We start from the raw sequence: 12,791 nt of genomic DNA, 5'->3' as shown, positions 1-12,791 counted from the left end.
CTACGAGGTCAGTTACCCGGTTGGCCGGGCAGACCCGCGCCGAGACCACCGACATCGGTGATGGTCCAGCCGCTGGCCTTGTCGAGCGTGATCGTGTAGCTCGCGGTCGCGGTCACGCCGTCCGGGGTCTGGCGGCTCTTGGAGTCCATGTCGACGAAAACGCGGACCACGTACTGGTTTTCGTCCGAGTGGGCGACTGTCGCGGCGAGCTTCTCCGCGGTGGAGACGTACTGCATCTGGGTGAGCAGCGGCGCGACGACGTCGACGGCGGTGGTCATCTTCTCCTTGAGCTGCTGGGTCACGCCGGTCTCGAGCGCCTTCCGCCACGCGTCGATGTTCTGGTAGTCGACCTTCGACACGTTGAGCGCGTAGTCACCCGCGACCTTCTCGGCCTCCGCCTCGGTCGCGATCTTGGCTTTGACTGCCGAGAGCTCGTCGGCGGAACCATCTGTCGCCCAGACGCTTCCGAATCCCGCCGCGAGTACGACAGCGATCGCAGCGACCGCCGATACCGCGATGAGCGGACCACGTGACGCCGGAGCGGCGGACTTTCTGCCCGACTTGTTCTTTCCGCTCTTCTTCTTGCGGTCCTTGGCAGAAGCGCTCTTGTTCTTGCCGGACTTGGACTTCGCGCCCTTGTCCTTCTTGACCTTGGGAGCGTCGGCGTCGACCTCTACCGACTTCGCCTCGTCGAGGGCCACCGCCGACGATGAATCGACGGCGGACGCGTCTTCGGCGTGATCGGCACCTGCGGCGGTGTCGTCGTGCTGGCTCATCGGTACTCCTTGTACTGCTCGGGGTTTGCGGATCAGGATCCAGGCGCGGTCAGTGTGACTCGAAGCCGGTCGCCGGGAAGGGAATGGATGGCATGGTCGAGCAGGTCGGCCAGATCGATCATGCCGACGAGCGGACCGGACGCCTGGGTGATCGGGCGGAGAGCGCCACCGATGGCATCGAGGTCGGGTGAGAGCTTCTCCAACACCTCGACGAGTTGTTGCTGTTCGGCACGCCATGAACCCATGACCTCACGTCCGCGAAGTTTACGAGAGGCGAAGAACAGATACTCATACGAGACGCCCAGCGATTCACCGAACTTGTCGAGTTGAGGCGGTGCCGAGACCATCGCCTGCTTGAGTTCGTCTGTCTTGGACAGGATGTCGGTCATGTGATCGGTCAGAGCGTCGAGATGCCCCTGCTTCGACGTCAGCGTCATGAGGAGTAGATCCGCGCCACGGCGCACGGCCGGTGTCACCGTCGACTCCACACCCGTGACCGATTGCGAGAAGGTGTCGATCAGACGGGTCACACGTTCGGGGTCAACCTGTTCGAGCATCTCCGAACTGTCACCGAGTAGCTGCGCCACGGAGGTCGGCACCTCCACAGCCTGGGTGAGGTGGGCGTTGTCGGCGAGCCACGGGCCACTGTCGGTGGTCGGCATGAACGCGAACACCGGCTCACCCAGCGACGACAGCTGTTCGACCTTCAGATCCACCTCAACCGGGATGCGAAAGTCCGCATCGTAGGTCAGGCGCAGACGAACACCGCCGGGGCGTCCGGCCACCTCGTCGACCTGTCCGATGTTCACCCCGCGGTACACCACATCGGAACCCTCTGTGAGACCGGAGGAGTCGGTGAGGTCGACGGTGACGCTGATGTGTCTCCGCGTCGGATCGACCGCAAGGACACCGATGACGAGATAGCCGACGCCCAGCACGGTCGTCAGGATCAACGCCAGGGCCGACGCCCACTTCGGGATACGACTCATCGGACCGCTCCCACCATCTTCAGCAGCATGAACGCGTTGGCGCTCACGTCCTGGTTCGTGAAGCTGACGCGCTTGACGTTGACATTCGGCCCCAGGAGGAAAGGAACCAGCTTGTTCTTGGTCAGCGAGACCGCGGTCGCCGCATTGCCGTTGAGCTGTTTGGCACTCGGAGATGGTTCACGGATCAGCGGGGCAAGCTGTTCCAGGTTCGCCCGCACATGGGGCAGGCGCGGGATCAGCCACTCGAGACCGGTCGTCAGCGTGTTGACGTCGATGACCACGTTGAGCACTGCGGTCATGAACCCCGGAACCCGTTCCAGACGGCTTCGGGCCTGATCGGAGAACATGAATCCCAGATCCGCACGCATGGCGTCGAGACGGCCGGTCAGTCCCGCGGTCGCCTTCAGCGCACGATCGAGATCGTCCACGTTGTCGGCGACCTCCCCCATCGAGGCGGCTCCGAACTCGGCCATCCCCCGGAGCTCGGCCTCGTCCGCGGGCATGGCCTTGTTCAGTTCGGCGATGGCGTCCTGCAGGCGTGACATGCTGCCCGCATTGACGAAGTCGGCCATGCGGTTCAGCACGTCTTCGATCTGGGGTCCGGGGTCGGTGTCGGCGAGCCGGATGACATCACCGTCGGCAAGGATCTGACTGCCTGTCGCGGCCGGCGGGATCAGGGCGATGTAGATGTCTCCGAGGACCGATGTCTGCCTCAGTTCGGCCCGCGTTCCCGAGAACAACTCGACGTCGTCGCTCACCTCGACGTGCGCGACCGCACTGGCGTCGGTCAGCGTGATCGACCTGAGCGATCCGATCTTGGCACCGTTGCTACGCACCTCGGCACCCGCCGGAAGACTGAGCAGCGACGAGAATTCGAGGTCCAACCGGTACGTCGGTCCACCGACTCCGGTTCCCGGCATGGCGTAGCTACTGGGATTGAACGAGCATCCGACGCAAAGGATCACAGACGCAATCAGGAGACCGAGCCAGCCGCTGAGTCGTCGTGTGGCGAGGCGGGTGGGTGTCATCGTCGACCTCCCAGGTCGGTCAGCAACAGCTGCGGCAGCGGAACGGTGAGCATCTGCGAAGAGGTCACCTCGCACCGACTGCCTGGAATCCGATTGAGCAGAGCGCACATTCGCCCGGCATCCGAACTCGCCACCTGGGCCCGTGGAGCCTCATAGTCGACTCCCATTCCACGGCCCGGCGCCTCGATCATCGTGTGCAGCATCTTCAGGATGCCGGGAATCCGTCCGAGCAGTTCGGAGGATTCCTCGGTCTGGGTCCGTACCTTGCTGACAATCGGAACCGACGCATTCAGCGCATCCATGATCAACGGGAAGTGCTCGTTGAACAACCGGTCCAGCGGGTCCAGCGCAGCCGCGAGTTTGCCGACGATGGTCTTGACCAGCCCCAGCATGTACTCGATGAGGGACAGACCGGGACCGAATGTCTTGATGGTCGTCGAGATGTTCTGCCAGTCCGCCGCAACGAATCTGCTGAGCTCCGCGCTGTTCTCGATGAGGGTCCCGAAATCCCTCATGAACGTATCGGGTGATTCCATCAGTCGTCCGAGCTCGCTCAGCTGATGGTTGATCGCCGGGCCGAGGCCCGCCACCTCCCGGTCCGCGCCCTTCAACAGCGCCTCCAGTGGCGCCTGCCCGGATGCGTCGGCAGTCGTGAGGTCCTTGAAGAAGCGGGAGAAGGAGTTCAGCGCATCGGGGACGCTGATCGGTTCGGCCGTACGGGATTCGGGGATGCAGGTCCCGTCGTGCCCGGGTGCACCGTGATGTGCTTCGCTGTTCACCAGCTCGACGCGCCGGTCGGTCAGGATGGACGAGTTCACGATGGCCGCACCGACGTCTGAGCCGAGCTTCCGGTCGTCGATCTTCATGTCCACCTGGACCTGCGAGCCTCGCGGGGTCACCTTGTCGACGGTGCCGATCTGGATGCCTCGGATGGTGACTGCGGCACCGGGATAGAGACCGAACGAGTCCTGGAATGCGGCGCAGATCGCCTGATCGCGCGCACTGTCGGTACGTGTGAACGCCACACTGCAGACCGCGACCACCGTCATGAGCACGGTGAAGAGCACCAGTCCGCGACGACGCCGCGTCGTCAGCCTTGGTGATGGAACGGTGTTCTGCTCCGGAGTCGTCATCAGCAGGTCCGTCCGGGTACAGGCAGGCACACATCGGGCGGCGGCGTCGTGAGCCCACTCTGGTCGACGAGGGCCTTGCCCTCCGGACCGGCGAGCTCCGCGAGACTCGTGACGGTGGTCCGCAGTTGCGCGGCCATCTGGTCCGTCCACTCCATCATCTGGCGACTGAGGTCGCGGGCTTCGAGGAGCGGCGGGAGCAGCGGTTCGACCTTCTCCTGATACGGGCCAGAGAGGAAATCGAAGATCACGGCGATCAGAGCCGCGGTCGCGTCAGCGAAGATTCGCACCTTCTCTTGGGAGGCGACGGTATTAGGCCCGAGGATCGAGTATGCACGGATGATCTCGGTCAAGAGTTTCTCGTTGTCGCGTACCGCCCCCATGTACTCGTTCGACAGCGACAGCACGTCTTGGATCTGGTTCTTCTGAGCGGCGAACAGTTCGACGATCTTCTGCATGTCCCCCACCGTGTTCCGCACCGCACCGGGCGCAGCGTCGAGTGACCCTGCGGTTGCCGACATCGCATTTCGCAGTGCGCCGGTGTCGATCTGATCGGTGACGTCGACGGCGTCCGCAACGAGATCGTTGACGAGAAACGGCACCTGGGCGCGGTCCTGCGGGATCGGCGCGCGCAGGGGCTTGGCCCCCGACGGCATCATCGCGAGATAGAGACCACCCACCGGCGTCAGCATCCGGACGCTGACCGACGTCGTATCGCCCACAAAGACATCGGATTTCACGGTGAACTCGACGTCGACGTGATCATCTCGCAGCTCGAGGCCCAGGACTTTCCCCACCGGGATACCGGCTACGCGAACGGTGTCGCCGGCCCGAAGATTGCCCGACTCGCTGAGAGTCAGGTGAAAAGTCTGATTTCCCGGCGGTTTCAGGTACAGGATGCTCGTCGTGGCGATGATCACCGCCACGACCACGATGCTGATCACCGCCCACCACATCTGAGAACGAGACGATGCGTCCTCGGCGCCGATGAGGGTCTTGCTGCGCGTATCGCTCATCGGTCCCCCTTGCAGACTGTGAGTTGCCGGCCTGCCATGAGGACGTCGGCGGCTATCGGCATCGCGAACGTACCGTTGCTGCACGATCGAGCCGGGTTGGCGTTCGGGATGAGCTGATTCAGTCCGTCCAGGAGCCCGGGCAACAGGGACAACGATCGAACTGCAGCGGTCGTGTCGGGGATGACCTCGTCGATCCGTCGGGTCAGATCGTCTTCGATGTCAGTTGCGCCGAGTCCCAAAAGGCTGAGCGCCCCGGTGATTCGGGCGATCTCGGCGAGTTCGACCGAGCCTTTGTCCATCAGCGAGATGAACTCTTCCATCCGGGTCGCGATGGGAAGGAAGATCGAGTGGAAGACCTTGAGGACCGCGGAGAGATTAGCCGATCGGCCACCGATCTCGGTCGAGATCGCCTCCAGGTTGCCGACGATGGTCTCCATCACCGCAGCGCGGTCGTTGGCATAGGACGCAAGCACCGAGATGTCCTTGAGCACCGGGGTCATGTCGTCGCTTCCGCCGTCGATGAGTGCGACGAGATTGGTCGCGAGGCGGTTGTAGACCTCCGGATCTGCGGCTGTGAGGAGCGGTCGTAGTCCGTTGAACACCGTTGTGATGTCGAAGGAGTCCGCAGTCTCCGTCACCATCGCGCCGTCGGCGATCACCGGTGCCGAGGCGTCACCGCGGATCACCTCGACATAACGCTGTCCGGCGAGATTCTGGAATCGGATCGCCAGCTTGTCCGATGCACGCAGGCGGTGTTCGTCCTGGATGTGGAATCCGACCTCGGCGCGGGCATCATCGGTCAGTTCGATGCCCGTCACCTTGCCGATCTGCACACCGCGAAGCCGGACATCGGCGTTCTGGGTGAGCCCGAAGACGTCTCCGAAGGTGGCCTGATAGTCGACGGTCTCCCCTTCGACAGGGCGCTGGATGGCCTGCACGATCAGCGCGACGATGACCGCGGCCACCACCCCGAGGATGGCGAGCCGGATCGCCGCTTGGCGCGGGGTTTTCATCGGCCATCTCCAACCGGGTCGAGAGCCGCGAGCGGTTGACCGAAGGCCGGGAAGCCCTTGAGGAGGATCTCGGTGTCGAGGTCCACCCGGTCGCCGCGGGCGTCCAACGCCCCGTCGAGTCCGTCGAGGAGTCGCTCCACCTTCTGCGGGGTCACGCCTTGCATTCCCTGATTGATCGGGATGACGAGATCGAGCATGGCGTCCATCAGCCCCGCCATCGGTGCGAGGGCCCCGACGAGACGGCCGGCAAACGAGAACACCAGATTCGAGACCTCGATGATGGTGCCGTTGGCGAGCTCGACCTGCTCGGAGTCGTCGAGATCCTTCACCGAGGCGAGTGCCTTGAGGATGCCCAGCGACGACGGCATGAAGGCCGCAGTCCCCTCCGAAGCGTTGGCGAGCTTCGGAAGCAGTTCAGCCATGGGAAGATTCATCTTCTTCTGCATGGTCCGTAATACGACGAGTCCAGAGGCCAGCAACGGAGCCGATGCGTCGGTGAGTTCGGCTCCGGCCTCCATCGAGGTGGCAAGGTCGCGGTTGACGACGTCGATCAGCAATCGACCTGAGTCCCGCATGATCGTCGTGATCGTGTCGTCCGACGCACGGTTGCCCAGGTCGAGAACCTGTTGGGACCTCAGCGGCGCGCCTGATCCGGCAGGGACCAGCTCCACCGCGGTCGAGCCGAACACGGTGCCGGAGATGAACCGGACACCCAGTTCGTCGGACAGTTCGCCGAATCGCTCGTCGTCGACGGATAAGGTGATCAGCTGACGACCCGGCCCGTGCGGACGGTGGTCGATGACCTCGCCCACGGTGAGTCCGCGAAGGCGCACCGGAGTGGATTCGCCGACGCCGTCGCCGAGGTCGGTGACCACCAGGGCGAAGCGCACGCCGTCGACAGGGGCAGGAGTGACCTTCTGCCACACCACGACTCCGAGAACCGCGACCAGCGCGATGACCACGAGACCACGGATACGGTATCCGCGGACGCTGGGTTCACGGTGAGAGCTCATCTTCATCACCCCGCGAAATCGATCGACGATTCGAGGCCCCACATCAGCAGGGTGAGGACCATGTCGCACACGGTGATGGCGACGAGGCTCGCGCGGATCGCCCGGCCCGAGGCCACACCGACGCCCTCCGGTCCACCCGACGCATAGAAGCCCTGGTACGCGTGCACGAGGGTGACGACCACCACGAAAACCGCGACCTTGATCAACGAGTACACGAGGTCGACCGGCTGCACGAACATATCGAAGTAGTGCTGGTAGGCGCCGGTCGCCTGTCCCTGCACAGCGGTCACCGTGAGTTTGGTGGTCGCGAAGCCGAGCGCGAGCGCGATCAGGTAGGCGGGGATCACGGTCAGCACCGAGGCGATCACGCGCGTGGACACGACGTACGGCACCGGATCGATCGCCTGCGCCTCGAGGGCGTCGATCTCCTCGGAGATCCGCATCGCGCCGACCTCCGCGGTGATCCGGCATCCGGCCTGCGCGGCGAACCCGACCGCGGCGATCAGCGGCGCCAGCTCACGAGGGTTGGCCAGCGCCGACATCGCTCCGGCGAGCGGCCCTACTCCTAGCATGTCGAGTACCTCGAAGCCGATGATGCCGATCATCGCGCCCGACACCACACCCATCAGCGCGAGAACCGGTGCGACACCGCCGCCGACGATGACGGCGCGGCCGTTGCCCCAGGCGAGATCGGTGAAGATCTCAGTGGTCTGACGGCGGTGCTTGGCCAGCGCATGGCCGACACCGCGCAACGCCATCCACACGAAATGGAACTGGCGACCCAAAGCGTCGACCGGGTCCCAGACGCGATTGATCGAGCGTGTCCAGCCCAACCCGCGGCGCCGGTACAGCGCGGGTTCGTTGATCTCGGTGGTCATGAACTACCCACCACCCCGTCCCCAGCACTTCTTCGCGGTATCACTTGCCCTACCTGTCAGAGGAATCGAATGGGAACGAACATCATGGTCAGCTGGGTCAGCGCGAGGTTGATCACGACGCACGCCAGGATGCCCAGCACCACAGCCGCATTCACGCTGTCGGCAACGCCCTTGGGGCCACCCTTCGCCTCGAGTCCCCGATGGCACGCGATCGCGGCGACCACGAAACCGAAGACCACGGCCTTGCCGAGGCAGATCATCAGGTCGGTGATCGACGCGAAGCTGCCGAACGACAACCAGTACGAGCCCGGCGCGACGCCCTGACCCAGCGCGGCGACGGCGAAGCTGGACAAGATACTCATCAGGATCACGAGCACCGAGAGCGCCGGCGCCACCACGGACATCGCCACGAGCCGCGGCGCGACGAGACGCTGATGAGGGTCGATGCCCATGGTGCGCAGTGCGTCGATCTCGTCGCGGATCGTCCTCGCGCCCAGGTCCGACGCGATGGCGGAGCCACCCGCACCCCCGACGAGGAGGGCGGTGGCCAGAGGCGCGATCTGTTGCATGACGCCCATGCCGCCGACGGCGCCGGCCATCGAATTGGCGCCGACATTGGACGCGACGCTACCGATCTGGACCGCGATCACCACCCCCATCGGGATGGAGATGAGGATCGCCGGCCAGAGCGAGACCGACACGAAGAACCAGCCTTGAACGAGACTCTCGCGCAGGGGGAATCGGCCGGTCGCGATCTCGGCGACGGCGATCGCCGACGACCGCGTCGTCATCCGGATCAGTCGGCCGAACGTGCGGACCGATCCGAGCACGTAGGTGACGGGACCCGAACGCCCCACCCCGATGCTCGCAGTGCTCACGACACCCCCGCCACCCTGCGTTATGACACTCTCTCGGCACGAAATGTGACCGAACGCACGAAGCATAGGGAGCCGTGATTCCTTCGGGCAAACCACATGAGTCACGTGCCGCAACCACTGGCCGCCAAAACTGACCATCGAGTAGGTATGGACGTCCATCCGTTCAAACCGCCTTGGAGACACGGTTTTTCGGCGCCCACGGGCCCTGGCCTGCGGGTTCATCACCAGGCCACGGGCGCCACGTCACCGAAATCCGACATCACGTGTAGTCACATCGAGCCCTTGACTGTGTTCTCTGTCTCATTTCCGCGTGACCGTGGGTTCGGCTCACCGAAACCAGCCAGGTGAGCGCCGCCGACCCCTCCACAGCGCACCCCGGGGCACCCGGCACCCCTCGGCCAAACCGCCGCGCGAACCCGCCACACTCCCCTAACGTCACGAGCACATCCCCCACCCCGAGGAGAACCACCCATGTCCGAAGTGATCGTCGTCGCCACCATCTCGCCCAAGGCCGGCGAGGAACAGGCCGTCCGGGAGGCGGTGCTGGCCGCCATCCCCGAGGTGCACAGCGAGCCCGGCTGCGGCAAGTACGCACTGCACGAAGCCACTGGCGACTCCACCGATCTGGTCATGATCGAGCGCTGGGAATCCTTCGAGGCGCTGGCCACCCACGGCGGCGCACCGGCGCTGACCGAGCTCGGCAAGAAAATCGGGCCGCTGCTGGCCGGCCCGCTCGACGTGAAGACGTTCTCCGCCGTTCCCGCAGGTGACGCCGACAAGGGCGCGATCTGACCCGCTGAACCGACGACGCCCTCGCCCCCGATCCCGACCGGGCGAGGGCGTTCGCATCTTCGCGCCTGTTGATTCAGCGGACAGGTGCGTGCTAGACCTGTATAACGATCGTTAGATAAAGTGATGGGCGCCATGCCGGGTCCGCACTGGTTCGCGACACCACACGGGGAGGAAACCTCTATGCCCGAAGCCGTCATCGTCGACGTCGTCCGCCTTGCATCCGGGAGGGGCAAGCCGGGCGGCGCCCTGTCGGAGACCAAGCCGGTCGAGCTGCTCGCCCACGTGCTGCGTTCACTCGTCGAGCGCAACGACATCGACCCCGCGATCGTCGACGACGTGATCGGCGGCTGCGTCGGCCAGGCCGGCGAGCAGGCTCTCAACATCTCGCGTTCGGCCCTGCTGTCGGCCGGTTTCCCCGAGTCCGTCCCCGCGACGACCGTCGACCGCCAGTGCGGTTCGAGCCAGCAGGCGGCACACTTCGCCGCGCAGGGCATCATCGCCGGCGCGTACGACGTCGTCATCGCCGCCGGTGTCGAGTCGATGAGTCGCGTGCCGATGGGCTTCTCCACCGCAGGCCGCAGCCCGTACGGTCCCAGCATCGCGGCCCGTTACCCCGAAGGGCTTGTCAACCAGGGCATCTCGGCCGAACTGGTCGCCGCCAAGTGGAAATTCGACCGTGCGGAACTCGACGCCTTCGCCGCCCGGTCGCATCAGCGCGCCGCGGCCGCCGCCGCCGACGGCTTCTTCGACCGTGAGGTCCTGCCGATCGATGTGGTCGACGCCGAGGGCAAGACGTTCACCCACAAGGTCGACGAGACCGTGCGCGCCTCCACCACCGCCGACGGCCTCTCCGGCCTGAAGCCGTCGTTCTACAACGAGGCGCTGGCCGAGCGGTTCCCCGAGATCAACTGGCACATCACGCCGGGCAACTCCTCGCCGCTCACCGACGGCGCGTCGGGCGCCCTGATCATGAGCGACACGATGGCGTCGAAGTTGGGACTGACCCCACGCGCCCGCTTCCACTCGTTCTCGGTTGCCGGCGACGACCCGATCTTCATGCTGACCGCGCCGATTCCCGCGACCCACAAGATCCTCGAACGTTCAGGCCTGTCCATCGACGACATCGACGCCTACGAGGTCAACGAGGCGTTCGCGTCGGTGCCGATGGCCTGGGCCCAGGAGTTCGGCGCCGATCCGGCCAAGCTGAACCCGCGCGGTGGCGCCATCTCGCTGGGTCACGCACTCGGCTCCTCCGGCACCCGCCTGCTGAGCACCCTGGTCAACCATCTCGAGGTCACCGGCGGCCGCTACGGTCTCCAGACCATGTGCGAGGGCGCGGGAATGGCCAACGCCACCATCATCGAACGTGTCTGACGCAGCGAAAGCCGCTGCCGGGAAACGGTTCACGGTCGACACCGAGGGACTGGACTGGCGACGGCGCGACAACGTGCCACTGCCGACCACCCTGGACGCGGCGAAGCGCGCCTTCTACGAGCGCGGGTTCCACGGCACCTCGATCCGCGACATCGCGTCGCGCGCCGGGGTTTCACTACCGACGCTCTACTACCACCACGACAACAAACTCGGCATCCTCGTGGAGTTGCTCGAAGCGGCGATGACGTCGGTCCTCGCCTGGGTCGGAGCAGCGATCGAGGAAGGACGTACGCCGAGCGAGAAGCTGTCGAACGCGATCGAGTCCATCGTCCTGCACATGACCAGCGATCTCGAGTTGGCCAGTGTCGCAAGCGAGTTCCGTCATCTCGATCCGGAGGACCCGCGGCGCGAGCCCTACATCGCGATGCGGACCGAGACCGAGAACATGCTCGCCGACGTCATCCAGGCAGGCCTGGACTCGGGCGAGTTCCGATTCGACCAGGACGTCAAGGACGTCCTGCGCTACCTGTTCGGCGCCTGCCAGGCAGTCACCACCTGGTACCGCCCGTCCGGTGCTCGCACACCCGCAGAGGTCGCGGCATCCTACGCCCTGATCGCACTGCGGGTCGTGGGTGCGCAGAGTACGAAGAACGACGACTGACACCACTGTTTCCGGTCCACGAAAGGGAGAAAGTCCATGAAACGCAAGATCTTCGAAGACGAGCACGAGGCCCTGCGGGTAACCGCGCGCAACTTCTTGATCCGCGAGTGCGGTCCGTACAACGAGGAATGGACCAAGGCCGGTCAGGTCGACCGTGAGATCTTCAAGAAGGCCGGCGACGCGGGCCTCCTGGGCTTCAACATCCCGGAGGAGTACGGCGGCGGCGGCGCGATGGACGACTTCCGCTTCAACGCGGTCGTCGTCGAGGAGTTCGCCAAGTTCGACGGCGCTGCACCCGGCATGAGCCTCCAGAACGACGTCGTCGCACCGTACTTCGTGCACCTTGCCAACGACGAGCAGAAGAAGCGTTGGATGCCGGGTATCGCCACCGGTGAGACGATCCTCGCCGTAGCGATGACCGAACCCGGTGCCGGTTCGGACCTCGCCGGCATCAAGACCTCGGCGAAGCTGGAGGGTGATCACTACGTCCTCAACGGCAACAAGACCTTCATCTCGTCGGGTATCAACTCCGACCTCGTGGTGGTCGTGTGCCGCACCAACCCGGACCCCGCGGCCGGCCACAAGGCGTTCTCGCTGCTGGTCGTCGAGCGCGGCATGGAGGGCTTCGAGCGCGGTCGCAAGCTCGACAAGATGGGCCTCAAGGCGCAGGACACCGCCGAGCTGCACTTCAACAACGTGCGCGTCCCGGTCGAGAACCTGCTCGGCCAGGAGGGCATGGGCTTCTACCACCTCATGCAGAACCTCCCGTCCGAGCGTCTGTCGATCGGCATCGGCGCGATCGCCGGCGCACGCGCGATCTTCGAGGAGACCCTGCAGTACACCAAGGACCGCAAGGCATTCGGTCGTCCCATCGGCACCTTCCAGGCGAACCGCTTCACGCTCGCCGAGATGGCCACCGAGCTGGACATCGCCGAGGTCTACATCGACCGCTGCCTCCAGGGTGTGCTCGACGGTGAACTCGACGCCATCGACGCCTCCAAGAACAAGTGGTGGTGCACCGAGCTCGCCAAGCGTGTCATCGACAGCTGCCTGCAGCTGCACGGCGGCTACGGCTACATGAACGAGTACCGCGTGGCCCGCGCCTACACCGATGCCCGCATCCAGACGATCTTCGGTGGCACCACCGAGATCATGAAGGACATCGTCGGCAAGAGCCTGGGCGTCTGATCCTCAGGACACGAACCAGGCCGGTGGCTCACGCGAAATGCGTGGGCCACCGGTC

General features: G+C 65.0%; 13 protein-coding genes. 4 read left to right on the top strand and 9 right to left on the bottom strand.

Annotation, left to right across the window (positions count from 1 at the left end):
- Nucleotides 1-8: 8 nt before the first annotated feature.
- From BJF87_RS16495 to BJF87_RS16455, 9 genes are read right to left on the bottom strand one after another with little or no spacing between them, the layout of a single operon-like run.
- On the bottom strand, nt 9-776 hold the full coding sequence (locus tag BJF87_RS16495; protein ID WP_075863571.1) for a hypothetical protein: 768 nt from the start codon (nt 774-776) through the stop codon (nt 9-11).
- A 32-nt stretch (nt 777-808) separates the two neighbouring features.
- Nucleotides 809-1,765 (bottom strand): MlaD family protein, encoded by a 957-nt coding sequence (locus tag BJF87_RS16490; protein ID WP_075863570.1) that lies wholly within the window; start codon nt 1,763-1,765, stop codon nt 809-811.
- Nucleotides 1,762-2,793: an MlaD family protein gene (locus BJF87_RS16485; protein WP_075863569.1), complete on the bottom strand. Its 1,032-nt coding sequence runs from the start codon at nt 2,791-2,793 to the stop codon at nt 1,762-1,764. Before BJF87_RS16485 ends, BJF87_RS16490 begins: the two co-directional genes overlap by 4 nt.
- On the bottom strand, nt 2,790-3,926 hold the full coding sequence (locus BJF87_RS16480) for an MlaD family protein (protein ID WP_084813219.1): 1,137 nt from the start codon (nt 3,924-3,926) through the stop codon (nt 2,790-2,792). Before BJF87_RS16480 ends, BJF87_RS16485 begins: the two co-directional genes overlap by 4 nt.
- Nucleotides 3,926-4,939, bottom strand: coding sequence for an MlaD family protein (locus BJF87_RS16475; protein WP_075863567.1), 1,014 nt, complete (start codon nt 4,937-4,939; stop codon nt 3,926-3,928). The genes BJF87_RS16480 and BJF87_RS16475 overlap by 1 nt, the downstream gene beginning before the upstream one ends.
- Nucleotides 4,936-5,952, bottom strand: coding sequence for an MlaD family protein (locus BJF87_RS16470; RefSeq protein WP_075863566.1), 1,017 nt, complete (start codon nt 5,950-5,952; stop codon nt 4,936-4,938). Before BJF87_RS16470 ends, BJF87_RS16475 begins: the two co-directional genes overlap by 4 nt.
- Nucleotides 5,949-6,965, bottom strand: a complete 1,017-nt coding sequence (locus BJF87_RS16465) for an Mce family protein (protein ID WP_075863646.1) — start codon at nt 6,963-6,965, stop codon at nt 5,949-5,951. Before BJF87_RS16465 ends, BJF87_RS16470 begins: the two co-directional genes overlap by 4 nt.
- A 5-nt stretch (nt 6,966-6,970) precedes the next feature.
- The gene (locus BJF87_RS16460) at nt 6,971-7,843 is read right to left on the bottom strand and encodes an ABC transporter permease (RefSeq protein WP_075863565.1); all 873 of its coding nucleotides are present in this window, start codon (nt 7,841-7,843) and stop codon (nt 6,971-6,973) included.
- A gap of 56 nt (nt 7,844-7,899) precedes the next feature.
- Nucleotides 7,900-8,721 (bottom strand): ABC transporter permease, encoded by an 822-nt coding sequence (locus BJF87_RS16455; protein WP_187346516.1) that lies wholly within the window; start codon nt 8,719-8,721, stop codon nt 7,900-7,902.
- Nucleotides 8,722-9,192: 471 nt separating this feature from the next.
- Here BJF87_RS16455 and BJF87_RS16450 point away from each other — a divergent pair, with 471 nt between their 5' ends.
- The 4 genes from BJF87_RS16450 to BJF87_RS16435 all read left to right on the top strand — a co-directional run bounded on the left by BJF87_RS16450 (nt 9,193) and on the right by BJF87_RS16435 (nt 12,736).
- On the top strand, nt 9,193-9,513 hold the full coding sequence (locus BJF87_RS16450) for a putative quinol monooxygenase (protein WP_075863564.1): 321 nt from the start codon (nt 9,193-9,195) through the stop codon (nt 9,511-9,513).
- 180 nt (nt 9,514-9,693) lie between these two features.
- Nucleotides 9,694-10,887 (top strand): acetyl-CoA C-acyltransferase, encoded by a 1,194-nt coding sequence (locus BJF87_RS16445; protein ID WP_035754433.1) that lies wholly within the window; start codon nt 9,694-9,696, stop codon nt 10,885-10,887.
- Complete coding sequence (locus BJF87_RS16440; RefSeq protein ID WP_035754431.1) at nt 10,880-11,548, top strand: TetR/AcrR family transcriptional regulator; 669 nt, start codon at nt 10,880-10,882, stop codon at nt 11,546-11,548. The genes BJF87_RS16445 and BJF87_RS16440 overlap by 8 nt, the downstream gene beginning before the upstream one ends.
- Before the next feature lie 36 nt (nt 11,549-11,584).
- Complete coding sequence (locus tag BJF87_RS16435) at nt 11,585-12,736, top strand: acyl-CoA dehydrogenase family protein (RefSeq protein ID WP_075863563.1); 1,152 nt, start codon at nt 11,585-11,587, stop codon at nt 12,734-12,736.
- Nucleotides 12,737-12,791 lie beyond the last annotated feature (55 nt).

Source organism: Gordonia sp. CNJ-863 (assembly GCF_001942325.1).
Classification (GTDB): domain Bacteria; phylum Actinomycetota; class Actinomycetes; order Mycobacteriales; family Mycobacteriaceae; genus Gordonia; species Gordonia alkanivorans.
The sequence above is the reverse complement of the archived record's forward strand: the minus strand, read 5'-3'. Positions and strand labels throughout refer to the sequence as shown.

Coding starts and splice junctions, on each gene's coding strand:
- BJF87_RS16445 (WP_035754433.1), top strand. CDS start 9,694: ATGCCCGAAGCCGTCATCGTCGACGTCGTCCGCCTTGCATCCGGGAGG.
- BJF87_RS16480 (WP_084813219.1), bottom strand. CDS start 3,926: ATGACGACTCCGGAGCAGAACACCGTTCCATCACCAAGGCTGACGACG.
- BJF87_RS16435 (WP_075863563.1), top strand. CDS start 11,585: ATGAAACGCAAGATCTTCGAAGACGAGCACGAGGCCCTGCGGGTAACC.
- BJF87_RS16490 (WP_075863570.1), bottom strand. CDS start 1,765: ATGAGTCGTATCCCGAAGTGGGCGTCGGCCCTGGCGTTGATCCTGACG.
- BJF87_RS16450 (WP_075863564.1), top strand. CDS start 9,193: ATGTCCGAAGTGATCGTCGTCGCCACCATCTCGCCCAAGGCCGGCGAG.
- BJF87_RS16495 (WP_075863571.1), bottom strand. CDS start 776: ATGAGCCAGCACGACGACACCGCCGCAGGTGCCGATCACGCCGAAGAC.
- BJF87_RS16460 (WP_075863565.1), bottom strand. CDS start 7,843: ATGACCACCGAGATCAACGAACCCGCGCTGTACCGGCGCCGCGGGTTG.
- BJF87_RS16475 (WP_075863567.1), bottom strand. CDS start 4,939: ATGAGCGATACGCGCAGCAAGACCCTCATCGGCGCCGAGGACGCATCG.
- BJF87_RS16485 (WP_075863569.1), bottom strand. CDS start 2,793: ATGACACCCACCCGCCTCGCCACACGACGACTCAGCGGCTGGCTCGGT.
- BJF87_RS16470 (WP_075863566.1), bottom strand. CDS start 5,952: ATGAAAACCCCGCGCCAAGCGGCGATCCGGCTCGCCATCCTCGGGGTG.
- BJF87_RS16465 (WP_075863646.1), bottom strand. CDS start 6,965: ATGAGCTCTCACCGTGAACCCAGCGTCCGCGGATACCGTATCCGTGGT.